Origin of the sequence: Burkholderia sp. IT-111MI5 (genome assembly GCF_949752865.1) — a bacterium.
GTDB classification, from domain to species: Bacteria; Pseudomonadota; Gammaproteobacteria; order Burkholderiales; family Burkholderiaceae; genus Burkholderia; species Burkholderia pyrrocinia_C.
This window is the reverse complement of the sequence record NZ_CATKIF010000072.1, coordinates 141,434-161,827: the sequence shown is the minus strand read 5'-3', so window position 1 is coordinate 161,827 and position 20,394 is coordinate 141,434. Positions and strand designations below refer to the sequence as shown.

Sequence of the window (20,394 nt, the reverse complement as noted above, 5' to 3'; positions counted from 1 at the left end):
ACGTACGTCGTGCGTGCCGCTGCCCGGTTGCCCCGTTGCCCGTCACCGCGCGGCGCGCGCCGTGCGCTCCACTACACGCACTACACGCGCCGCATCGTCGACACCAGCGCCGCGTCCTCGCCGGGCTCGGCCGGCCGCGCGTGTGCGGTGTCACGCTTCGGCTGCTGCGCGCCGAGCCCCGTGCCGCCCGTGCGCCGCCGCGTTGCATGCCGCTCGATGACCCGCTGCAGCACGCAGAACACGCACAGCAGCGCGCCGATCACGATCCGCGTCCACCACGAACTCAACGTGCCGTCGAACGTGATCAGCACCTGGATCGTGCCGAGGATGCCGACGCCGAACACCGAGCCGATCACGTAGCCCACGCCGCCCGTGAGCAGCGTGCCGCCGATCACGGTCGCGGCGATCGCGTCGAGCTCCATCCCTTGCGCCTGCAGCCCGTAGCCCGACAGCACGTACAACGTGAACACCACGCCGCCGAGTGACGAGCACAGCCCGCTCAGCGCATAGACGCCGATCTTCGTGCGCGCGACCGGCAGCCCCATCAGCAGCGCCGAACGCTCGTTGCCGCCGATCGCATACACGTTGCGGCCGAAGCGCGTGAAATGCGCGACGTAGATCGCGACGGCCAGCGTCGCGAGCGCGATCAGCGCGCCCGCGCTCAGCGTGCCGCCGCCGACCGGCACGCTGATGCCCGCGATCGCATGAAAGGTTGGTTCGTTGATCGTGATCGACTGCGTCGTGATCAGGAAGCACGCGCCGCGCGCGAGAAACATCCCGGCCAGCGTGACGATGAACGGCTGCAGCCGGAAATAATGGATCAGCGCGCCCATCGCCGCGCCGTACAGCGCGCCGAACGCGAGCACCAGCGGCACGATCACCCACACGGGCCAGTGCAGCCGCTCGGCGCCGACCGCGCAGAAGATCGTTGTCAGCGCAACGACCGAGCCGACCGACAGGTCGATGCCGCCCGACACGATCACGAACGTCATGCCGATCGCGACGATCAACAGGAACGCGTTGTCGACGAGCAGGCCGGTCAATACCTGCATCGAGAAAAATCCCGCGTACATCACGGATCCGAAGCCGAACAGCGCGGCGAACAGCACGATCGTCACGACGATCGGCAGCGTGCGCGGGTCGGCGAGCCGGCCAAGGAATCGGGTCATCGGGGCGTGGCTCCGGAGGTGGCGCGCGAACGCGCGGAAGGCAGCAGCCGCGACGCGTGGCGGACCACGAGCGCGCGCGCCGCGTCCGACTGGATCAGCGTCACGACGATCACGACGACCGCCTTGACGACCAGCGTCGCCTCCGGCGGCACGCCGATCGAGTAGGTCGTGTAGGTCAGCGTCTGGATGATCAGCGCGCCGAGCACGGAGCCGGCGAGGCTGAAGCGGCCGCCGAGCAGCGACGTGCCGCCGAGCGTCACCGCGAGGATCGCGTCGAGTTCGAGCAGCAGCCCCGCGTTGTTGCCGTCGGCGCTGCGCACGTTGGAACTCGCGAGGATGCCGGCGACCGCCGACATCACGCCGGAGCACAGGTACACGCCGAACACGACCGCACCCGAACGCAGCCCGACGAGCCGCGTGGCGACCGGGTTCACGCCGATCGCGCGGATGAACAGCCCGAGCGCCGTGCGGTTCACCAGCAGCGCGGTCGCGGCGATCGTCGCGAGCGCGATCCACACCGAGCACGGCACGGTCGCCAGATAACCGCCGCCGAGCGCGAGGTAGCCGGGCGCGCCGATCGGAATGATCTGGCCGCCCGTCAGCAGTTGCGCGATGCCGCGGCCGGCCACCATCAGGATCAGCGTCGCGATGATCGGCTGCATCCCGACGAACGCGACGAGCAGGCCGTTCCACGCGCCCGCGAGCAGCCCGACGCCGAGCGCGGCGGCCAGCGCCGTGCCGACCCGCGACGGATCGGCTTCGAGCACGATCGCCGCGGCCGCGCCGGCGATCGCGACGATCGCGCCGACGGAAATGTCGATCCCGCGCGTCGCGATCACGAGCGTCATGCCGAGCGACACGATCACGAGCGGCGCCGCACGGTTCAGGATGTCGATCGGCGCGCCGAACAGGTGACCGTCGAGCAGCGCGATCGACAGGAAGCCCGGACGATGCGCGACGTCGAGCGCGAACAGCAGCGCAAGCGTCAGCACCGGCCACGCAAGCGGATGACGAAACAGCGTGCGTACACGCATCATGACTGGCCTCCCGCGATCAGCCGGTAAACCTGCTCTTCGGACGCGTCGGCGCCGGTCAGTTCGGCGACCTTGCGCCGGTCGCGCAGCACCGCGATCCGGTGGCTCACGCGCACCACTTCACTGATCTCCGACGAAATGAACAGGATCGCGAGCCCGGTCGCGCACAGCGCGAGCACGCGCTCCATGATGTCGAACTTCGCGGCGACGTCGATGCCGCGCGTCGGCTCGTCGAGGATCAGCAGCTTCGGGTCCGTCGCGAGCCAGCGCGCGAGCAGCACCTTCTGCTGGTTGCCGCCCGACAGCAGCCCGATCGGCTGCTCCGCGTCGCGCGCCTTGATGCCGAGCCGCGCGATATACGACTCGGCGATCTCGCGCTGGCGCGCGCGCCCGATCAGCCGCCACCAGCCGCGCCGCGCCTGCAGCGCGAGGATGACGTTCTCGCGGATCGACAGCGCGGCGACGATGCCTTCCTTCTTGCGGTCCTCGGGGCAATACGCGATCCCGTGCCGGACCGCATCGTGCGGCGACGCCAGCCGCTTGCGCGCGCCGTCGATCTCGATCGCGCCGGTGTCGGTGCGCTCCGCGGCGAACGCGAGCTGCGCGGTTTCGGTACGCCCCGAGCCGAGCAGCCCGGCCAGCCCGACGATTTCGCCGGGCCGCACGTCGAGATCGAGCGGGCTCATCATCCCGCGCCGGCCGACCTGCCGCATCGACAGGAACGGCGCGGCCGCGCCGGCCGCGCGCTCGACCGCGGCAGCGCCCGCCTGCAGCGTGTCGGACATTCGTTCGCGGCCGGTCATCTTCGCGACCAGCACGTCGACCGGCAGGTCGCGCGCCAGGTACTCGCCCTCGCGCTCGCCGTTGCGCATCACGGTGATCCGGTCGGACACCGCATAGGTCTGCTCGAGGAAATGCGTGACGAACAGGATCGCGATGCCCGACGCCTTCAGCCGGCGCAGCACGTCGAACAGCCGCGCGACCTCGCCGTCGTCGAGGCTCGACGTCGGCTCGTCGAGTATCAGCACGCGCGCATCGACGGAAACGGCGCGCGCGATCGCGACCATCTGCTGCACCGCGATCGGATACGCGTCGAGCGAGCGCGTGACGTCGAGCGACAGGTCGAGTTCCGCCAGCGCGGCGCGCGCCCGTGCATGGATTGCGTTCCAGTCGATCGCGCCGCGCCGCATCGGCTGCCGGCCCGCGAAGATGTTCTCGGCAACCGACAGGTTCGCGCACAGGTTCACTTCCTGATAGAGCGTCTGGATCCCGGCCGCCTCGGCCTCGCGCGGCGCGGCGAAGCGCACCGGCTCGCCGCCGACGCGAATCTCGCCCGCATCGTGCGCATGCACGCCGGTGAGCACGTTGATCAGCGTCGACTTGCCCGCGCCGTTCTGGCCCATCAGCGCGTGGATCTCGCCCGGAAACAGCCGGAAATTCACGCGCTGCAACGCGCTCACGCCCGGAAACGACTTGTCGATGCCGATCATCTCGACCACCGGCGGACTCGTCATGAACCCTCCCTCGAAGCGGTCGCCGGCGGCGGCCGCCGCGCCGCCGCCCGTGCGGACCATGTCAGTATTTGCGGGTCGGCAGCACCTGCGCCGCGACGCTCATCGGGAACACCGTCTCGTTCGTCACGATGCGCTTGGGCAGCGGCTTGCCGGCGACGACGTCCTTCACCGCGCTCATCAGCTGCGGGCCGAGCAGCGGGCTGCATTCGACGTCAACGTTGATCTTGCCGGCGATCATCGCCTGGAAGCCGCCCTTCGTCGCATCGAACGACACGACGGCCACGTCCTTGCCGGGCTTGATCCCGGCCTCTTCCATCGCCTGGATCGCGCCGAGCGCCATGTCGTCGTTGTGCGCGTAGACGACGTTGATCTGCTTGCCGTAGGTCTTCGCGAACGCTTCCATCACCTGCTTGCCGCCGGCGAGCGTGAAGTCGCCGCTCTGCGACGCGATCACCTTGAACTTCGGATTGCTCTTGATCACTTCGAGCAGGCCGGCGCGGCGATCGTTGGCCGGCGCCGAGCCGACCGTGCCCTGCAGCTCGACGATGTTGATCGGGCCCGCGTCGTTCTTGTAGCGCTCTTCCATCCAGTGGCCCGCGCGCCGCCCTTCCTCGAGGAAATCCGAGCCGATCATCGTCACGTACAGCGACGGATCCTTCACGTCGACCGCGCGGTCGGTCAGGATCACCGGGATGTGCGCGGCCTTCGCCTCGGTCAGCACCGGCTCCCAGCCCGATTCGACGACCGGCGAGAACGCGATCACGTCGACCTTCTGCGCGATGAACGAGCGGATCGCGCGGATCTGGTTCTCCTGCTTCTGCTGCGCGTCCGAGAATTTCAGGTTGATGCCGGCGTCCTTCGCCGCGCCCTTCACCGACACGGTGTTCGCGGTGCGCCACGCGCTTTCCGCGCCGACCTGCGAGAACCCGAGCGTGATCGGCTTTTGCTGCGCGAATGCGCCGGGCGCGAGTACCGTCGCCGCGGCGACGATCGCACCGGCCGCCAGCTTCCTGATGAATGTCATGGTCCGTCTCCGATGATGTCGTTGTATGCCGCGGCGCTGTTCTGTTTCTGCTTGGCGCGCGCGGTTCAGGGCTGTGCCGGGCAGCGTGTCCGGCCGGGTCGGCCCGGTATGCATGCCCCGGATCAGTCTAGGAACAAGTCCGATAACCTTCCAATGAAATCTTGGATTGAAGCGATATCGGAATCGGCATACGTATAAACACCTAAGCGCGCGGGTGCGCCTGGCGTGGTGCCGGCGTCGGGCCGGCCGAGTCGTTTTGAAGGCGTGAAGGCCCGCGCATTCGGGCAATGCGTCGGCCGCGTAAGGGTTGACGACACAGGCAGCGGCGGACGACGCGTCGCCCCGAAATCGGGAACCATGACGGCCGTCGCCTCGGCGCTCGACAAAACTCAGTTCCGGCGGACCACCGCCTTCCTGTCAGTCTCGCCGTTCGAATTCGACGCGACGCCGGCGGCATGCGCCCGCGCATCACCATTCGCCAGCGTCGGGTTCAATTCACGCAGCACGCTGGCGCGCCCGCCGTCGTCATCGGGCAGTTGCGGCATCCCGTGCGCAAACGCCGGCGCGACCGCCGCCGCGAGCAGCGCGGCGATCGCCAGTCGGGAAAGAACCTTCATCGCCCGACTCCCGTTTCACTGCACGCTGACGGCCGGCACGGACGCCGACGCGGTCGCGGTGCCCTGCTCGCCATGTGCGATCGCATACAGCTCGCGATTGCGCGCGATCGTCCGCGTGCTCGGCGGATAGTCCCAGTTCGACGTGGGCACGGTGCCGTCGCGCTGCGCCTGCACCAGATCGGCGATCACGTCGGCGCGGGTCGGGCCCGACGAAGTCTGCGCGAAAGCGGCGACCGGCGTGCCGATTGCGAGTGCGAGCAGCGCGGCGGCTGCGATCAGTCTGCGATTCATGATGAAACTCCCCAGAACGGTTCGATGAAGACGCATCGTCGATGCGCCGCCGGCGGGACCGCGGATGCGATTCGCCGCCTGACACGTTCATTCTGGTGATCGCGGCCGGCGCGACGCTGACCGCCGGATGACAATTCTGAAATCCGCCGCACCGCACGCAGATAACAGCTTCGTAATCTTCGAGTCAGGGCCGGGTCAACGCGGCATCGTCAGACTGCACGCTCGTCGCATCGAATGCGGCACCCCTGCCCTGCTTCGAGGAAAACATCATGTGGATCGTCCGGCTGGCGTTGCGCAGGCCCTATACGTTCGTCGTGCTCGCGCTGCTGATCTTCATCGCGGGACCGCTCGCGCTCCTGCGCACGCCGACCGACATCTTTCCGAACATCGACATCCCGGTCGTCAGCATCGTCTGGTCTTACAACGGCTTCTCCGCCGAGGACATGGCCAAGCGCATCACGTCGAACTACGAGCGCGCGCTCACGTCCGACGTCGACGACATCGAGCACATCGAATCGCAGTCGCTGAACGGCGTGTCGGTCGTGAAGATCTTCTTCCACCCCGGCGCGGACATCAATCGCGCGATCGCGGAAGCCGCGAGCAATTCCGCGTCGATCCTGCGGATCCTGCCGCCCGGCACGCTGCCGCCGAACATCATTACGTACAACGCATCGACGGTGCCGATCCTGCAGCTCGGGCTGTCGAGCGACACGCTCGCCGAGCAGCAGCTGTACGACCTCGGCAACAGCTTCATCCGCACGCAGCTCGCGACCGTGCAGGGCGCGGCCGTGCCGCTGCCGTTCGGCGGCAAGATCCGCCAGATCGTCGTCGATCTCGACACGCGCGCGCTGCAGGCGAAAGGGCTCGCGCCGATCGACGTCGTGAACGCGATCAACGCGCAGAACCTGATCCTGCCCGGCGGCACCGCGAAAATCGGCACGCGCGAGTACAACGTGCAGATGAACGGCAGCACGCAGACGGTCGCCGCGCTGAACAACCTGCCGGTGAAGACGATCGGCGGCAGCGTCGTGTATGTGCGCGACGTCGCGCACGTTCGCGACGGCTACGCGCCGCAGACCAACATCGTGCGCGCCGACGGCAAGCGCGCGGCGCTGCTGACCGTCGAGAAAACCGGCAGCGCGTCGACGCTGACGATCATCGACCAGGTCAAGGCGATGCTGCCGAAGATCGCGGCCGGCCTGCCGAAGGCGCTGCACATCTCGGCGCTCGGCGATCAGTCGGTGTTCGTGAAAGCGGCGATCCAGGGCGTCGTGCGCGAGGCGCTGATCGCCGCGTGCCTCACCGCGCTGATGATCCTGCTGTTCCTCGGCAGCTGGCGCGCGACGCTGATCATCGCGGTGTCGATTCCGCTCGCAGTGTTGACGTCGCTGCTCGCGCTCGCCGCGCTCAGCCAGACGATCAACATCATGACGCTCGGCGGGCTCGCGCTCGCGGTCGGGATCCTCGTCGACGATGCCACCGTCGCGATCGAGAACATCACGCACCACCTCGAACGCGGCGCGCCGCTCGAAGACGCGATCCTGACCGGCGCGGGCGAGATCGCGGTGCCGACCTTCGTGTCGACGCTGTCGATCTGCATCGTGTTCGTGCCGATGTTCCTGCTGACGGGCGTCGCACGCTACCTGTTCGTGCCGATGGCCGAGGCGGTGATCTTCGCGATGGTCGCATCGTATTTCTTCTCGCGCACGCTGGTGCCGACGCTCGCGATGGCGCTGATGCGCGCGAAGGGGCACGGCCGGCCGCCGCGCGGCGTGTTTGCTCGGATCGCACGCTTCCAGGCCGCGTTCGAGCATCGTTTCGAGGCCGTGCGGCTGCGCTATCGCGCGCTGCTGTCGGCGGCGATCGCGCGCCGCCGCCGTTTCGCGGCGGCCTTCCTGCTCGCGTGCGCCGTATCGACCGCGCTGTTCGCGTTCGCCGGCCAGGATTTCTTCCCGTCGATCGACACCGGCGAGATCCGCCTGCACCTGCGCGCGCCGACCGGCACGCGGATCGAGGAAACCGCGCGCCTGACCGACGAAGTGGAAGCGCGCATCCACGACGTGATTCCCGCGAACGACATCGCGAGCGTGCTCGACAACATCGGCGTGCCGGTCAGCGGGATCAACCTCACCTACGACTCGTCCGACCCGATCGGCACCGGGGATGCCGACGTGATGATCACGCTGAAGCCGGACCATGCGCCGACCGCCGCGTACGTCGCGAAGCTGCGCAACCTGCTCGCGCAGTCGTTCCCCGGCGTGACGTTCGCGTTCCTGCCGGCCGACATCGTCAGCCAGATCCTCAACTTCGGGCTGCCCGCGCCGATCGACATCCAGATCGTCGGCAACAAGCTCGACCAGAACCGCGCGGTCGCGAACGCGCTGCTCGCGAAGCTGCGCGGCGTGCGCGGCCTCGTCGACGCGCGCATCCAGCAGCCCGGCGACGAGCCCGCGATCAACGTGAACGTGGACCGCACCAAGGCGATCCAGGCCGGCCTCGAACAGCGCGACGTCGCGCAGAACCTGCTGATCGCACTGTCCGGCAGCTCGCAGACGACGCCGAACTTCTGGCTCGACCCGCGCAACGGCGTCAGCTATCCGCTGCTGGTGCAGTCGCCGCAGTATTCGGTCGATTCGCTGCAGGCGCTCGCGAACGTGCCGCTGCCGGCGGGCACCGCGCGTTCGCCGCAGACGCCGGCCGGCGGCCCGGCGGCCGGCGCGCCCGCGCAGAACCTGCTCGGCTCGCTCGGCAGCTTCTCGCGCGCGACGCAGCAGGCGGTCGTATCGCACTACAACGTGCAGCCGGTACTCGACATCTTCGCGTCGGTGCAGGGGCGCGATCTCGGCGGCGTCACGGCCGACGTGACCCAGCTCGTCGACGCCGCACGTGCGCAGTTGCCGCCCGGTTCGTCGATCGTGCTGCGCGGCCAGGTGCAGGCGATGCGCGAATCGTTTGCCGGGCTGCTCGGCGGCCTCGCGCTCGCGATCGCGCTCGTCTACCTGCTGATGGTCGTCAACTTCCAGTCGTGGCTCGACCCGCTCGCTATCGTCGGCGGCCTGCCCGCGTCGCTCGCCGGCATCGCATGGATGCTGTTCGCCACGCGCACGACGCTGTCGGTGCCCGCGCTGACCGGCACGATCCTGTGCATCGGCATCGCGACCGCGAACAGCATCCTGGTCGTCAACGCGGCACGCGAGCTGATCGCGGGCGGCGCGCCGCCGTGGCAGGCCGCGCTCGACGCGGGCTTCAGCCGCTTCCGCCCGGTCGTGATGACCGCGCTCGCAATGCTGATCGGCATGCTGCCGATGGCGCTCGGCCTCGGCGACGGCGGCGAACAGAACGCGCCGCTCGGCCGCGCGGTGATCGGCGGGCTGGCGTTCGGCACGCTGTCGACGCTGCTGTTCGTGCCCGTCGTGTTCGGCTTCATCCACGCATGGCTCGACCGGCGCCGCGACGCGGCTGCCGCGCGCCGCGCGCAGGACACGCCGGCATTGCGCTGATCGCGGCTTCACAACGACTCCCTTCGACTCGCCCGACCTCGAACCATCATGAACGACACGACCGAACCTCTCGCCCCGCCGCCGGCCGCCGATGCGGACACGGCACCGTCAACCGCGCGCAACGCGGCGCCCGACACTTCGCCGCCCCGTCGCGGCCGCAAGCTGGCCGTCCCGCTCGTCGCGATCGCGGCGGCTGCCGCGCTGCTGGCCGCCGGCATCGTGCCGCGCGTCGACGCGCGCGCCGCGCAGCGCGTGCAGGTCGCCGCGCAGCAGGCGCTGCCGGTGTCGGTGATCCTGCCGGGCGCCGCACCCACCGACCAGACGCTGACGCTGCCGGGCGCGGTGATGCCGTACGCGGAGGCATCGATCTATGCGCGCACGAGCGGTTATATCGCGCACTGGAGCGCCGACATCGGCGCGCACGTGAAAGCCGGGCAGACGCTCGCGCAGATCACGGCGCCCGACCTCGACGCGCAGTTGCGGCAGGCGCGCGCCGACGCGGCGACCGCGCAGGCGAACTACGACTACGCGAAATCGACCGCGCAGCGCTGGCAGGACATGCTGAAGACGCAATCGGTATCGCAGCAGGACACCGACACGAAGGTCGCCGACATGAACGCGAAGCGCGCGATGCTGGCCTCCGCGCAGGCGAACGTCGCGCACCTGACCGAGCTGGTGTCGTACGAATCGGTCGCGGCGCCGTTCGACGGCGTGATCACCGCGCGCAACGTCGACGTCGGCACGCTCGTCACCGCGGGCGGCACGCCGGGCAGCCCCGGTCTGTCCGGCGAGCTGTTCCATCTCGAGCAGACCGGCACGCTGCGCGTGTTCGTCGACGTGCCGCAGGACAGCGCGGCCGGCGTGACGACCGGAACCGCCGTCTACCTGACCACGCAGCAGTATCCGGGGCGGCGCTTCGCCGCGCGCGTCGCGCGCAGTGCCGGCGCGATCGATCCGGTCACGCGCACGCTGCGCGTCGAGATCGACGTCGACAACGGCGACGGCTCGCTGCTGCCCGGCGCGTATGCGCAGGCGCACCTGCTCGTGCCGAGCGCGGCCCCGGCGTTCGAGCTGCCGGTCAGCGCACTGCTGTTCCGGCCGAACGGCGTGACGGTCGCGACCGTCGCCGCGAACGGCACCACCGCGCTGAAGACCGTGCAGATCGGCCGCGATTTCGGCACGCGCGTCGAGATCGTGTCGGGGCTCGCCGCGAGCGATCGCGTGATCGACAACCCGGGCGATTCGATTGCCGCGGGCGAGACCGTGAAGATCGTGTCGGCCGCACCGGCGGTGCAGATGGGCGCGGCAGCCGGTGCGACGGCAGCGCCCGGCGCGGCTGCGTCGACGCCCGTCGCCGTCGCGGTACCGGCTTCGATGCCAGCAGCAGCTTCTACACACGCCCGAGGTTGATCCGCCCATGAAAACCCGCGAGATATCCGTCATGCGCTTCGTTCGTCCGCTTCCGTTCACCCGCCGCGTCGTCGCGCTCGGCGTCGCCGCCGCGTTGGCCGCGTTGTCCGCGTGCTCGACACTGCCCGCCTATTCGCCGCCCACCGTCGCGGTGCCCGCGCACTATGCGGGAATACCGGCTGCGGGCGTACCGGCTGCGAACGCACCCACCGCCCAGCCTGGCTGGAACGTCGCGGCGCCGGCTGATGCCGCGCCACGCGGCGCGTGGTGGACCGTCTTCGACGATGCCGACCTGAACACGCTCGAAGCGCGGGTCGACATCTCGAACCAGACCGTGAAGAAAGCCGTCGCCGATCTCCAGCAGGCGCGCGCGATGGTCGACTACCAGCATGCGGGGTTCCTGCCGACCGTCACGGCCGGCGTTGCGCAGAGCCGAGCACGCCTGTCGCAGAACAGGCTCGGCTCGTCGCTCGCCGGCAAGACGACGCCCGACTATCAGGCCGGCGTGGCCGCGAGCTGGGAACCCGACCTGTTCGGCCGCGTGCGCGACGCGGTGACGGGTGCGCAGGCGAACGCCGACGCGAGCGCGGCCGACCTGCAGGCCGTGAAGCTGTCGGTCACGGCCACGCTCGCGACCGACTATTTCGCGCTGCGCTCGCTCGATACGCAGAAGCAGTTGCTCGACGATACGGTGCATGCGTATGCGGATGCGCTGAAGCTGCTGAAACAGCAGCTCGCGGCCGGCGCGATCGACGCGTCGGCCGTCGCGCAGGCCGAGACGCAACTGGAAGCGACGCGCACGCAGGACACCGACATCGATGCGTCGCGTGCACAGCTCCAGCACGCGATCGCGACGCTGGTCGGCGAAAGCGCGTCGACGTTCGCGCTGCCGCCGCGCGTGCAATCGTTCGACGTGCCGGCGATCCCGGCCGGCGTGCCGTCGCAACTGCTCGAACGGCGGCCCGACATCGCGGCGGCCGAGCGCCGCGTCGCGGCCGCGAACGCGCAGATCGGCGAGGCCCGCGCCGCGTTCTTTCCCGATCTCGTGCTGTCGGCGGGCGCGGGGCTCGAAAGCGGGTTCTTCGCGCCGTGGCTCACCGCGCCGAGCCTGTTCTGGTCGCTCGGCTCGCAGCTCGCCGGCACGCTGTTCGACGGCGGCCGCCGCAGCGCGTCGCTGCGCGGCGCACAAGCGCAATACGACAGTACGGTCGCCGATTACCGGCAAACCGTGCTGGTTGCGTTCCAGCAGGTCGAGGATCAGTTGTCCACGCTCGATGCGCTCGCGTCGGAGGCCGGCAGCCAGCAGCGCGCGACCGATGCGGCCGACCTGTCGCTGCGGCTGACGACCAACCGCTTCAACGCGGGTGCCGTCAGCTACCTCGACGTCGTGACCGCGCAGACGATCGCGCTGACGAACCGGCGCCTGGCCGACCAGATCGCCGCGCGCCGGATGGAGACCGCGGTCGGGTTGCTGACCGCGCTGGGCGGCGGCTGGCATGCCGGTGCAGATACGGGTGCGGACGCAACCGACGCCGCGCACACGGCCGCTACGCCGTCGGCGTCTTGACGAACGTCAGGATGAACCGCGTGCCGGCCGCATCGCTCTCGACGCGTGCGGTGCCGCCGTGCAGTTCCATCACCGAACGCACGATCGCGAGGCCGAGCCCGGCCGTGCCGCCCGGCACGCCGCCGCTGCGCGCGGGGTCGCCGCGCACGAAGCGGTCGAAGATGCGCGGCAGCAGCGCGGGATCGATCGGTTCGCCCGGGTTCGACACGACCACGTACACCGCGTCCGCCGTTTCGTCGACGCGCAGCACGATCACGCCGCCCGCCGGCGTATAGCGCAGCGCGTTCGCGAGCAGGTTGCTGACCGCGCGGCGGAACAGTTCGAGATCGGCGGTCAGCCGGCCGTGCCCGTCCACGCGCAGCGTCGAACCGGCTTCGTCGGCGAGCCCTTCGAAATAACCGGCGATGCGCTCCAGTTCGTCGTGCACGTCGAATGCGCGCTGCCGCGTGACAAAGCCGGGATGCTCGGCGCGCGCGAGAAACAGCACGTTCTCGATCATCCGCGCGAGACGGTCGTATTCCTCGAGATTCGATTCGAGCAGCGCCTGGTATTCGTCGGCGGAACGCGGCCGCGCCAATGCCACCTCGGTCGCGCCGCGCATGTTGTTCAGCGGCGTGCGCAGGTCGTGCGCGAGATCCGCGCTGAATTGCGACAGGTGCCCGAACGCCTGCTGCAGACGGCCGAGCATCGCGTTCTGCGCGTCGACCAGCGCCGTCAGCTCGCGCGGCGCGCGCGATGCATCGAGCCGCGTATCGAGCTTGTCGACGGTGATCCGGCCCGTGTTCGCGACGATCTCGCGCAGCGGCGCGAGCGCCTTGCGGATCAGCCAGTAGCTGAGCAGCATCGCGAACAGCGCGCCCAGGCCGCCGGCGATCTTCAGCTTGTCGCGGTAGCCGTCGAGCAGTTCGGCGCGATCGCTCATGTTGCGCGCGATCGCGATCCGGATCTTCGTGCGGTCGCGCAACGCGGCCTCGGCGACGACGCCGCGCACGGGCGTGCCGCCGTCGGCGGTCCACGTCGCGATCCGGTCGGCGGTAATCCGTTCGTTCGCGGGCACCGGCGTCGCGTGCGGCGGAAACAGTTCGGCGTCGGGTAACGTACGCAGCGCAGGCAGCGCGGGCGACGATGCACCGGCGGCCGTTCCGGGCAGATCCTCGAATTCGGTCCGCTCGACGTTGTGGCGCGCGAGCACGTTGCCCTGCCCGTCGACGACGGCCATCGACAGCGCCTCGTTGCCGAGCACCTGGCTCGTCAGCCGGTCCGCATGCGCGCGCACCGCGTCGAGCGAATCGAGTTCGCCCGCCAGCCGGCGCGTATGCCGCGCGGCGAGCACGATGTCGAGGTCGTCCTGCGTGCTCACCTGCCGCTCGAGGCCGGTGTACACGTACGCGCCGACGAGCGCAAAGACGGCGAGCATGGTCGCGCCGAACGCGAGCGCGAGCGTCGCGCCGAGCGAGCGGCCGAGCGTCATGCGGCGTCCTTCGGTTCGAGCACGTAACCGACGCCGCGCACCGTATGGATCAGCTTGATCGCGAAATCGTCGTCGATCTTCGCGCGCAGCCGCCGGATCGCGACCTCGACGACGTTGGTATCGCTGTCGAAATTCATGTCCCACACGTACGACGCGATCTGCGTGCGGCTCAGCACTTCGCCCTGCCTGCGCGCGAGCAGTTGCAGCAGCGAGAATTCGCGCGGCGTCAGGTCGATCCGCACGGTGCCGCGCTTCACGCGGCGGCGCACGACGTCGATCTCCAGGTCGCCCACCGAAATGCGCTCCGTCTCGCGCGGCGGCCCGCGGCGCGCGAGCGTGCGGATGCGCGCGAGCAGTTCGACGAACGCGAACGGCTTCACGAGGTAGTCGTCGGCGCCGAGTTCGAGCCCGTGCACGCGGTCCTGCACGTCGTCGCGCGCGGTCAGGAACAGCACGGGCGTCGCGTGCGTGTCGCGCAGCCGCTTCAGCACGCTCCAGCCGTCGAGCACGGGCAGCATCACGTCGAGCACGATCACGTCGTAGCTTTCTTCCTGCGCGAGCGTCAGGCCCTCGCCGCCGTCCTTCGCGAGATCGACGCTGAAGCCGGATTCCTCGAGCCCTTTCTTCAGGTACGCGCCGGTCTTCGGTTCGTCTTCGACTATCAGGATGCGCATGATCGGCTCCATCGCATTCGGTGGTGACATGCGCCGATGTTACCGGGAAACCGGGCGGGCGGACCGCATCGCGCGGGCGCGACCCGGCCGGATTACGAAACTGTAATCGGCGGGTCAGGGTGGTGACGGCCGCGGCGACCAGAATTCGAAGCGTGGGCCCATCCCCACTCGCCCGTTCATTCATCTGCCCAGGAGCCATCATGAAACTCGTCGCCGCTTTCGTCGTTGCCACGCTGAGCCTGCCGTTCGGCACGCAGGCCTTCGCCCAGTCCACGCAGGCGCCGCTCACGCGCGCCGAAGTGCGCCAGCAACTGATCGATGCCGAAGCCGACGGCCTGCTGCCGTCGAACCGGAACGACTATCCGCCGTCGCACGCGGAGATCGCGCGAAATCGCCAGATTTACGCGACCCAGCATCACGACGCGACGCCGATCGCGACGGCGTCGGCCGGAAATTGATTGCGGCATGCTGCCCGTGTTCGGCGGGATGCTGATCTATGGCACGCTGCTGTCGACGTTCACCGGCGTGATGCCGTCGGCGCTGCCGGCGCTGTTCCCGACGCGGATCCGCTACGGCGCGCTCGCGATCGGCTTCAACGTGTCGGTATCGCTGTTCGGCGGCACGACGCCGCTCGTCACCGCGTGGCTGGTCGATCGCACCGGCGACCTGATGATGCCCGCTTACTACCTGATGGGCGCGTCGTTCATCGGCATCGTGTCGGTGCTCGCGCTGCGCGAGACCGCGCGTCAGCCGCTGCCCGGTTCCGGGCCGTGCGTGTCGAGCCGCGCGGAAGCACTGAGCCTCGTTCGCGGCGGTGCCGAAGAAGCCCGCGTGCCAGGCAGGAAATTCACGCCGGTCAGCGAACGCGCGTGACGCGGTCCGGCGTGATGCGGCGCCGCGCGGCAGGTGCCGCCGGCGTCGCCCACGCGTGCTTCAGTTCGACGACAACCGCTGCCCTTCGAGCCAGTCGAGCAACGCGCGCGTGACGAACGCGGGATTTTCCAGATTCGAGATGTGGCCGGCGTCCGGCACCAGCGCATGCGCGCAGCCGATCACGCTCGCCATCTTCACGGTTTCCGACGGCGGGCGCGCCATGTCGCCCGCGCCGCACATCAGCAGCGTGCGCTCGGCGTCCAGGCCGGCGAGCGCCGACAGCGTGTCGGGCCGGCCGAAAATCAACCGGCCGAGCGGGACGATCGATTGCCGCAGCCGGTCGGCGGGCAGGTTCGCCAGCGCGTCGCGAAACGCGGTCGGCACCGGGTCCGCCGGATTCACGTCCGGCCGGAAGAACAGCGGCACGATCGCATCGAGCAGCGGCGGCGCGATGCGGCCCGCGGCGGCGATCGCATCGAGCATGCCGAAGTAGCGCAGGCGCGTCGCGTCGGGCTCGGCCTCCAGCGACGCATCCATCAGCACGAGCGAGCGCACGCGCTGCGGTTCGCGCAACGCGAGCCGCGCGCCCCACATGCCGCCGACGCTGAGCCCGACGACCGCGCACTGTTCGATCTCCAGCGCGTCGAGCAGCGCACTCGCGTGCGCGGCGAGATCGTCGAGCGTCTGCGTGCCTTCCGGCACTGCGCCCGATGCGCCATGCCCCCACAGGTCCGGCACGATCACGCGATACTTGCGCGACAGCGCGTCGATCTGCGGCGCCCACATCGCCGCGTCCCACAGATAGCTGTGCCCGAGCAGCACCGGAAATCCGGTGCCGTGGTCCTGGTAATGCAGCGTACTGCCATGAATGGTGTGTGCGGGCATGTCGTCTCCGGATGTCAACCCGATCGGCAGCCGCCCGGAAGCGGGCGCCGCGATCCGCGGCGTGCTGCGACGAACGCAAAGCGGCGCATCATCGCACAGGTAGCGGACGTGCGTGTGACGACCCGCATGTCGCGCCGCGACGAAAACGCCGCACCGTACGCCGCCAGTCAGTTCGTCCCGTCGTACGTGACGATCTCCACCCAGTTCGCGCCCTTGCCGACCGGGTATTTGCCGATCTCGTCGAGGCGGCCCGTGCCGCGGTCGATCCGATAGACGGCAAGCGTCGGCGACAGTTGCCCGGCCGCGAGCAGATAGTTGCCCGACGGGTCGATGCCGAAGCCGCGCGGCTGCTTCTCGGTGGCGAACGTGCCGATCCGCGCGAGCTTGCCCGACGCGGCGTCGACGCGATACGCGGCGAGCGTGCTCGACGTGCGCTCCGACGCATACAGGAATCGTCCGTCCGGCGTCAGATGCAGGTCGGCGCCCCACGGCTTGTCGCCATGAAAATCCGGCGGCAGGATCGACACGGTCTGGATCGGCCGTACATCGGCGCCGCCGTGCGACAGCGCGAGCACGTGCAGCTTGCCGTCGAGTTCGTCGATCAGGTATGCAAAACGCCCGTTCGACGAAAACACGAAATGGCGCGGGCCGGATTTCTCCGGCAGCCGGTACGCTGGCGTCGCGACGTCGGTCAGCGTCCCCGTCGACGCATCGAACGGCAACCGCAGCCACGCATCGGCGCCGAGCACCGACGCGAACGCGTGGCGGCCGTCCGGCGACTGGCGGATCGCGTGCGCCATCGGGCCGGTCTTCACCGTCTGCTGCACGTCGCCCGCGACGCCGTTCTCGCCGATCGGGTTCACTGCGAGCAGGTTGCCGCCATACGACGCCGAAAACAGATAGCGGCCCGACGCATCCGTCGACACATAAGCCATGCTGTCCGCGAGCGGCGCGCGGCCGAGCTCGATCAGCCGTCCGTCGAGCGGGTTGATCGCGAAGCTGACGACGCGGTACGGCGTCGAGCGCAGCGCCGCATAGAGGCGATGATGATCGGGCGACAGCGTCATCGGCATCACGGTGCCGCCGACCGGCACGGTTTCGATCGCGGTCAGCGCGCCGTTCGACGTGTCGACGCCGAACACCGAGATGTCGCGGCTGTCGCCGTTCGACACGTACGCATACGTCGCCGCGTGCGCGAGCGACGCGACCATCCCGAATGCGGCCGCCGCAACGGCGCGCCGGAGTGTTTTCGTGTTCATGAGTCTTCAGGTGAAGGAAAGGGAACGACACATGCGATCGCGGCGCCGGACAACCTCGGTCGTCCGGCGCCGCGACGGGCGAAGACAGGCGAAGCGCGCGATCAGAACACCGCGTGCCCGCTGATGACACTCGGCAGCCAGGTCGAGAAGAACGGCATGTACGTGACGATGTTGATCGCACTGAAGATCGCGAGGTAATACGGCCACGCCATCTTCGTGGTCTCGCCGATCGACACGTTGCCGATCGCGCAGCCGACGAACTGCACCGAGCCGATCGGCGGGTGCACGAGGCCGAGCGAGCAGTTCAGCAGCAGCATGATCCCGAACTGCACCGGCCCGACGCCGCACGCCATCGCGATCGGCAGGAACAGCGGCGTCGTGATCAGGATGTGCGCGGCCATGTCGACGAACGTGCCGAGAAACACCTGGATGATGTTGATGTACAGCAGCATCAGCCAAGGCGCCGCGGTCGACTGCTTCAGCAGTCCTTCGATCGCATCCGGAATCTCCAGGTACGACATCTGGAAACGCAGCATGTTGGATACCGCGATCAGCAGCAGCACGACACCCGTCGTACGCGCCGCATGCGACAGCGCGCGGCGCAGCTTCGCGACCGTCAGCGTGCGGTAGACGATCGCGGTCAGCACGAGCGAGTACACGACGGCGATCGCGGCCGCTTCGGTCGCGGTCGCAATCCCCTTCGCGACGCACACGAGGATGATCGCGATCACCATCAGCCCGGGCACCGCGCCGACGAAGCTGCGCAGCACCGCATACCAGCCGGGAAACACGGGCAGCGCGGAGGAGCCGTCCGGACGGCGCGGATAACCGTGACGCACGGCCTGCCAGTACGCGGCCGCGAGCACGAAGCCCATCACCCACAACACGGGCAGCAGCCCCGAGAACAGCAGGTCGCCGATCGACACGCCGCTCACCGGCTGGCCGTGCAGCATCCCCGTGATCCCCTGCGCGGCGAACGCGTAGATGATCATGTTGGTCGACGTCGGCATCAGCGCGCCGGCGAGCGACGCATGCGTCGTCACGTTGACCGCGTACGCGGCGCTGTAGCCTTCGCGCTTCATCAGCGGGATCACCACGCCGCCCATTGCCGACGTATCGGCGGTCGGCGAGCCCGACACGCCGCCGAACAGCGTGCACGCGACGACGTTCGCCATCCCGAGGCCGCCGCGGAAATGGCCGACGGTCGCCTGCGCGAAGCGCAGGATCCGGTCCGCGATGCCGCCGTGCAGCATCAGCTCGCCGGAGAAAATGAAGAACGGCACCGCGAGGAACGAGAACGCATTCATCCCCGAGATCATCGCCTGCATCGCGGTTGCGATCGGCAGGCCTTCGACCATATAGGTCAGCACACAGGCTATCCCGAGCGCGAACGACACGGGCACGCCGAGCACGAGGAAAATCAGAAAACTGACGGACAGGATCGCGAGTTCCATGGCGTTATTGTCCCGACGAAGAACGACGAAGCGCGAGCAGGTGCTCGAGCGAGAAGAGGATGATCGCGACCGCCGCGGGCATCGTGATCAGGTAGCGCACGCCTTCGGGCAGCCCGATGATCGGAATGCGGTCGCCCATCGTCTCGGCGGCCATGCTGCCGCAGCCGACCATGATCGCGATCGCGAACGCGATCAGGCTCAGGTGCTGGATCGCGACGACCACGGTGCGCGCGTTCGGCGGCAGCCGGCGCACGAGCGAATCGAGGCCGATATGGCCGCCGTCGCGCACCTTCATCGCCGCGCCGAACATCGCGATCACGATCACCAGCAGCAGCGCGATCGGCTCGACGAAATCCGGTGCGTTCTCGAACACGTAGCGCATCACGACCGCGTAGAACACCAGCACCGTGAGCACCGCGAGACAGGCCGACGCGATCACGGCCAGCACGCGGAACAGCACGTCGTTCACGCAGCGCAGCAACGGCGCGGCGTGCGGCCGCGCCGGCGCCGCGCCGTCCGGGGCGGCGGCCGGCGAATCCGCGGCGACCGCGCTGTTCAGGGAAGTGCGACGCGTCACTTGGTCGCCTCGATCTCGTCGACGATCTGCTTCATCTGCGGCGTCTTTTCATACTTCGTCCACAGCGGCTGCATCGCCTTCACGAACGCCGCGCGGTCGATCTGCGCGGCCGGCAGGATCTTCGCGCCGCCCTTCGCCACCGCCTGCTGTGCGGACGCCTCGCGCGCGGTCCACAGCTTCTGGTAGTACGGCACCGAATCGGCCGCCGCCTTCCTGATCGCCGCCTGCTCCTGCGGCGACAGCGTGTCCCAGATCTTCTTCGAGAACACCAGCACTTCCGGCGTCATCGCGTGCTGCGTCTCCGAGTAATCGGGCGCCACTTCGTAGTGCTTGGTTTCCTCGTACGACGGCAGGTTGTTTTCCGCCGCGTCGACGAGGCCCGTCTTCAGGCCCGTGTACACCTCGGCGAACGGCATCGGCGTCGGCGTGCCGCCCATCGCCCTGATCTCGTCGACCATCAGGTCGGACGGTTGCACGCGCACCTTCAGCCCCTTCATGTCGGCCGGCGTGCGCACCGGGCGCTTCGCGTAGATCGAGCGCGCGCCGCTCTCGTAGAAGGTCAGCGCGATCATCCCCTTCGCCGTGAACGCATCGAGGATCTTCTGGCCGGCCGGGCCGTACATCGCCTTGCGGAAATGATCGACGTCGCGGAACAGGAACGGGAACGACGGGATCAGCGATTCCGGCACGATCTCGTTGAACGACGCGCCGTTCACGCGCGCCATGTCGATTGCGCCGATCCGGACCTGGTCGACCGTGTCCTTTTCTGAGCCGAGCGCGCTGTTGCCGAACACCTTGATCGAATCCTTGCCGCCCGTCTGCTTCGACAGCTCGTCGCCCATGAACTTCACCGCCATGTTGGTCGGGAAGTTGTCGCCGTGCACGTCCGCCGAGCGGAACACGCGCGCCTGCGCGGACATCGCGAAGCCGGCCAGCAGCGCGACGGCCAGTGCGGTACGGGAACCGGTGAATCGATGCTTCATGGTGAGTCTCCTTGATGGTCGTTCGTTGTTGTGCGGCGATCCGTCGGCATGCGCGTTCGTCGGCGATGCGCTCTCCCCTGAGCCGCAGAGTC

At 69.0% G+C, this 20,394-nt stretch carries 17 protein-coding genes and 1 pseudogene; 5 read left to right on the top strand and 13 right to left on the bottom strand.

Features of this window, described 5'->3' with window-relative positions; all coding sequences use genetic code 11:
• Nucleotides 1-80: 80 nt before the first annotated feature.
• The 6 genes from yjfF to ACM6JT_RS33765 form a co-directional block, all read right to left on the bottom strand.
• Nucleotides 81-1,169, bottom strand: coding sequence for a galactofuranose ABC transporter, permease protein YjfF (gene yjfF / locus ACM6JT_RS33790; RefSeq protein WP_414858080.1), 1,089 nt, complete (start codon nt 1,167-1,169; stop codon nt 81-83).
• Nucleotides 1,166-2,206: an ABC transporter permease gene (locus ACM6JT_RS33785; protein WP_105393297.1), complete on the bottom strand. Its 1,041-nt coding sequence runs from the start codon at nt 2,204-2,206 to the stop codon at nt 1,166-1,168. The genes yjfF and ACM6JT_RS33785 overlap by 4 nt, the downstream gene beginning before the upstream one ends.
• Nucleotides 2,203-3,717 (bottom strand): sugar ABC transporter ATP-binding protein, encoded by a 1,515-nt coding sequence (locus ACM6JT_RS33780; protein ID WP_414858079.1) that lies wholly within the window; start codon nt 3,715-3,717, stop codon nt 2,203-2,205. Before ACM6JT_RS33780 ends, ACM6JT_RS33785 begins: the two co-directional genes overlap by 4 nt.
• Nucleotides 3,718-3,778: 61 nt before the next feature.
• On the bottom strand, nt 3,779-4,741 hold the full coding sequence (locus ACM6JT_RS33775; RefSeq protein WP_131949039.1) for an ABC transporter substrate-binding protein: 963 nt from the start codon (nt 4,739-4,741) through the stop codon (nt 3,779-3,781).
• Nucleotides 4,742-5,130: 389 nt separating this feature from the next.
• The gene (locus ACM6JT_RS33770; RefSeq protein ID WP_407972956.1) at nt 5,131-5,358 is read right to left on the bottom strand and encodes a hypothetical protein; all 228 of its coding nucleotides are present in this window, start codon (nt 5,356-5,358) and stop codon (nt 5,131-5,133) included.
• 15 nt (nt 5,359-5,373) lie between these two features.
• Complete coding sequence (locus tag ACM6JT_RS33765; RefSeq protein WP_175749218.1) at nt 5,374-5,649, bottom strand: DUF4148 domain-containing protein; 276 nt, start codon at nt 5,647-5,649, stop codon at nt 5,374-5,376.
• A gap of 269 nt (nt 5,650-5,918) precedes the next feature.
• On the opposite strand from ACM6JT_RS33765, the gene ACM6JT_RS33760 reads away from it, so the two are divergent.
• From ACM6JT_RS33760 to ACM6JT_RS33750, 3 genes are read left to right on the top strand one after another with little or no spacing between them, the layout of a single operon-like run.
• On the top strand, nt 5,919-9,149 hold the full coding sequence (locus tag ACM6JT_RS33760) for an efflux RND transporter permease subunit (protein ID WP_414858078.1): 3,231 nt from the start codon (nt 5,919-5,921) through the stop codon (nt 9,147-9,149).
• Between the two features lie 48 nt (nt 9,150-9,197).
• A complete protein-coding gene (locus ACM6JT_RS33755; RefSeq protein WP_414858077.1) occupies nt 9,198-10,559 on the top strand; it encodes an efflux RND transporter periplasmic adaptor subunit in 1,362 nt (453 codons plus the stop codon).
• Between the two features lie 31 nt (nt 10,560-10,590).
• A complete protein-coding gene (locus tag ACM6JT_RS33750; RefSeq protein ID WP_414858076.1) occupies nt 10,591-12,126 on the top strand; it encodes an efflux transporter outer membrane subunit in 1,536 nt (511 codons plus the stop codon).
• On the opposite strand, the gene ACM6JT_RS33745 is transcribed toward ACM6JT_RS33750, so the two are convergent.
• Both ACM6JT_RS33745 and ACM6JT_RS33740 read right to left on the bottom strand, forming a co-directional pair.
• Entirely contained in the window at nt 12,107-13,597 is a 1,491-nt protein-coding gene (locus ACM6JT_RS33745; RefSeq protein ID WP_034182446.1) for a heavy metal sensor histidine kinase, read from the bottom strand. The genes ACM6JT_RS33750 and ACM6JT_RS33745 overlap by 20 nt on opposite strands.
• Nucleotides 13,594-14,271, bottom strand: coding sequence for a heavy metal response regulator transcription factor (locus tag ACM6JT_RS33740; protein WP_034182609.1), 678 nt, complete (start codon nt 14,269-14,271; stop codon nt 13,594-13,596). The genes ACM6JT_RS33745 and ACM6JT_RS33740 overlap by 4 nt, the downstream gene beginning before the upstream one ends.
• A 200-nt stretch (nt 14,272-14,471) precedes the next feature.
• Here ACM6JT_RS33740 and ACM6JT_RS33735 point away from each other — a divergent pair, with 200 nt between their 5' ends.
• Together ACM6JT_RS33735 and ACM6JT_RS33730 are read left to right on the top strand one after the other, a co-directional pair.
• Nucleotides 14,472-14,729 carry a DUF4148 domain-containing protein gene (locus ACM6JT_RS33735; protein WP_131949348.1) on the top strand — a complete coding sequence of 86 codons (258 nt, stop codon included), beginning with the start codon at nt 14,472-14,474 and terminating at the stop codon, nt 14,727-14,729.
• Between the two features lie 7 nt (nt 14,730-14,736).
• Nucleotides 14,737-15,144: pseudogene (locus ACM6JT_RS33730) on the top strand (MFS transporter); the annotation flags it as partial.
• A 60-nt stretch (nt 15,145-15,204) separates the two neighbouring features.
• Here the strand turns inward: ACM6JT_RS33730 and ACM6JT_RS33725 are convergent.
• From ACM6JT_RS33725 to ACM6JT_RS33705, 5 genes are all read right to left on the bottom strand, one after another.
• A complete protein-coding gene (locus ACM6JT_RS33725) occupies nt 15,205-16,029 on the bottom strand; it encodes an alpha/beta fold hydrolase (protein WP_414858075.1) in 825 nt (274 codons plus the stop codon).
• 167 nt (nt 16,030-16,196) lie between these two features.
• Nucleotides 16,197-17,288, bottom strand: coding sequence for a lactonase family protein (locus tag ACM6JT_RS33720; RefSeq protein ID WP_414858074.1), 1,092 nt, complete (start codon nt 17,286-17,288; stop codon nt 16,197-16,199).
• A 101-nt stretch (nt 17,289-17,389) separates the two neighbouring features.
• Nucleotides 17,390-18,742 carry a TRAP transporter large permease gene (locus ACM6JT_RS33715; protein WP_105393286.1) on the bottom strand — a complete coding sequence of 451 codons (1,353 nt, stop codon included), beginning with the start codon at nt 18,740-18,742 and terminating at the stop codon, nt 17,390-17,392.
• 4 nt (nt 18,743-18,746) lie between these two features.
• Nucleotides 18,747-19,319 carry a TRAP transporter small permease gene (locus ACM6JT_RS33710; RefSeq protein WP_407972962.1) on the bottom strand — a complete coding sequence of 191 codons (573 nt, stop codon included), beginning with the start codon at nt 19,317-19,319 and terminating at the stop codon, nt 18,747-18,749.
• Nucleotides 19,316-20,302 (bottom strand): TRAP transporter substrate-binding protein, encoded by a 987-nt coding sequence (locus ACM6JT_RS33705; RefSeq protein ID WP_175963414.1) that lies wholly within the window; start codon nt 20,300-20,302, stop codon nt 19,316-19,318. Before ACM6JT_RS33705 ends, ACM6JT_RS33710 begins: the two co-directional genes overlap by 4 nt.
• Nucleotides 20,303-20,394 lie beyond the last annotated feature (92 nt).

Bases quoted from the DNA above. Each gene is read 5' to 3' on its own strand.
- yjfF (WP_414858080.1), bottom strand. From the start codon at position 1,169: ATGACCCGATTCCTTGGCCGGCTCGCCGACCCGCGCACGCTGCCGATC.
- ACM6JT_RS33785 (WP_105393297.1), bottom strand. From the start codon at position 2,206: ATGATGCGTGTACGCACGCTGTTTCGTCATCCGCTTGCGTGGCCGGTG.
- ACM6JT_RS33780 (WP_414858079.1), bottom strand. From the start codon at position 3,717: ATGACGAGTCCGCCGGTGGTCGAGATGATCGGCATCGACAAGTCGTTT.
- ACM6JT_RS33775 (WP_131949039.1), bottom strand. From the start codon at position 4,741: ATGACATTCATCAGGAAGCTGGCGGCCGGTGCGATCGTCGCCGCGGCG.
- ACM6JT_RS33770 (WP_407972956.1), bottom strand. From the start codon at position 5,358: ATGAAGGTTCTTTCCCGACTGGCGATCGCCGCGCTGCTCGCGGCGGCG.
- ACM6JT_RS33765 (WP_175749218.1), bottom strand. From the start codon at position 5,649: ATGAATCGCAGACTGATCGCAGCCGCCGCGCTGCTCGCACTCGCAATC.
- ACM6JT_RS33760 (WP_414858078.1), top strand. From the start codon at position 5,919: ATGTGGATCGTCCGGCTGGCGTTGCGCAGGCCCTATACGTTCGTCGTG.
- ACM6JT_RS33755 (WP_414858077.1), top strand. From the start codon at position 9,198: ATGAACGACACGACCGAACCTCTCGCCCCGCCGCCGGCCGCCGATGCG.
- ACM6JT_RS33750 (WP_414858076.1), top strand. From the start codon at position 10,591: ATGCGCTTCGTTCGTCCGCTTCCGTTCACCCGCCGCGTCGTCGCGCTC.
- ACM6JT_RS33745 (WP_034182446.1), bottom strand. From the start codon at position 13,597: ATGACGCTCGGCCGCTCGCTCGGCGCGACGCTCGCGCTCGCGTTCGGC.
- ACM6JT_RS33740 (WP_034182609.1), bottom strand. From the start codon at position 14,271: ATGCGCATCCTGATAGTCGAAGACGAACCGAAGACCGGCGCGTACCTG.
- ACM6JT_RS33735 (WP_131949348.1), top strand. From the start codon at position 14,472: ATGAAACTCGTCGCCGCTTTCGTCGTTGCCACGCTGAGCCTGCCGTTC.
- ACM6JT_RS33725 (WP_414858075.1), bottom strand. From the start codon at position 16,029: ATGCCCGCACACACCATTCATGGCAGTACGCTGCATTACCAGGACCAC.
- ACM6JT_RS33720 (WP_414858074.1), bottom strand. From the start codon at position 17,288: ATGAACACGAAAACACTCCGGCGCGCCGTTGCGGCGGCCGCATTCGGG.
- ACM6JT_RS33715 (WP_105393286.1), bottom strand. From the start codon at position 18,742: ATGGAACTCGCGATCCTGTCCGTCAGTTTTCTGATTTTCCTCGTGCTC.
- ACM6JT_RS33705 (WP_175963414.1), bottom strand. From the start codon at position 20,302: ATGAAGCATCGATTCACCGGTTCCCGTACCGCACTGGCCGTCGCGCTG.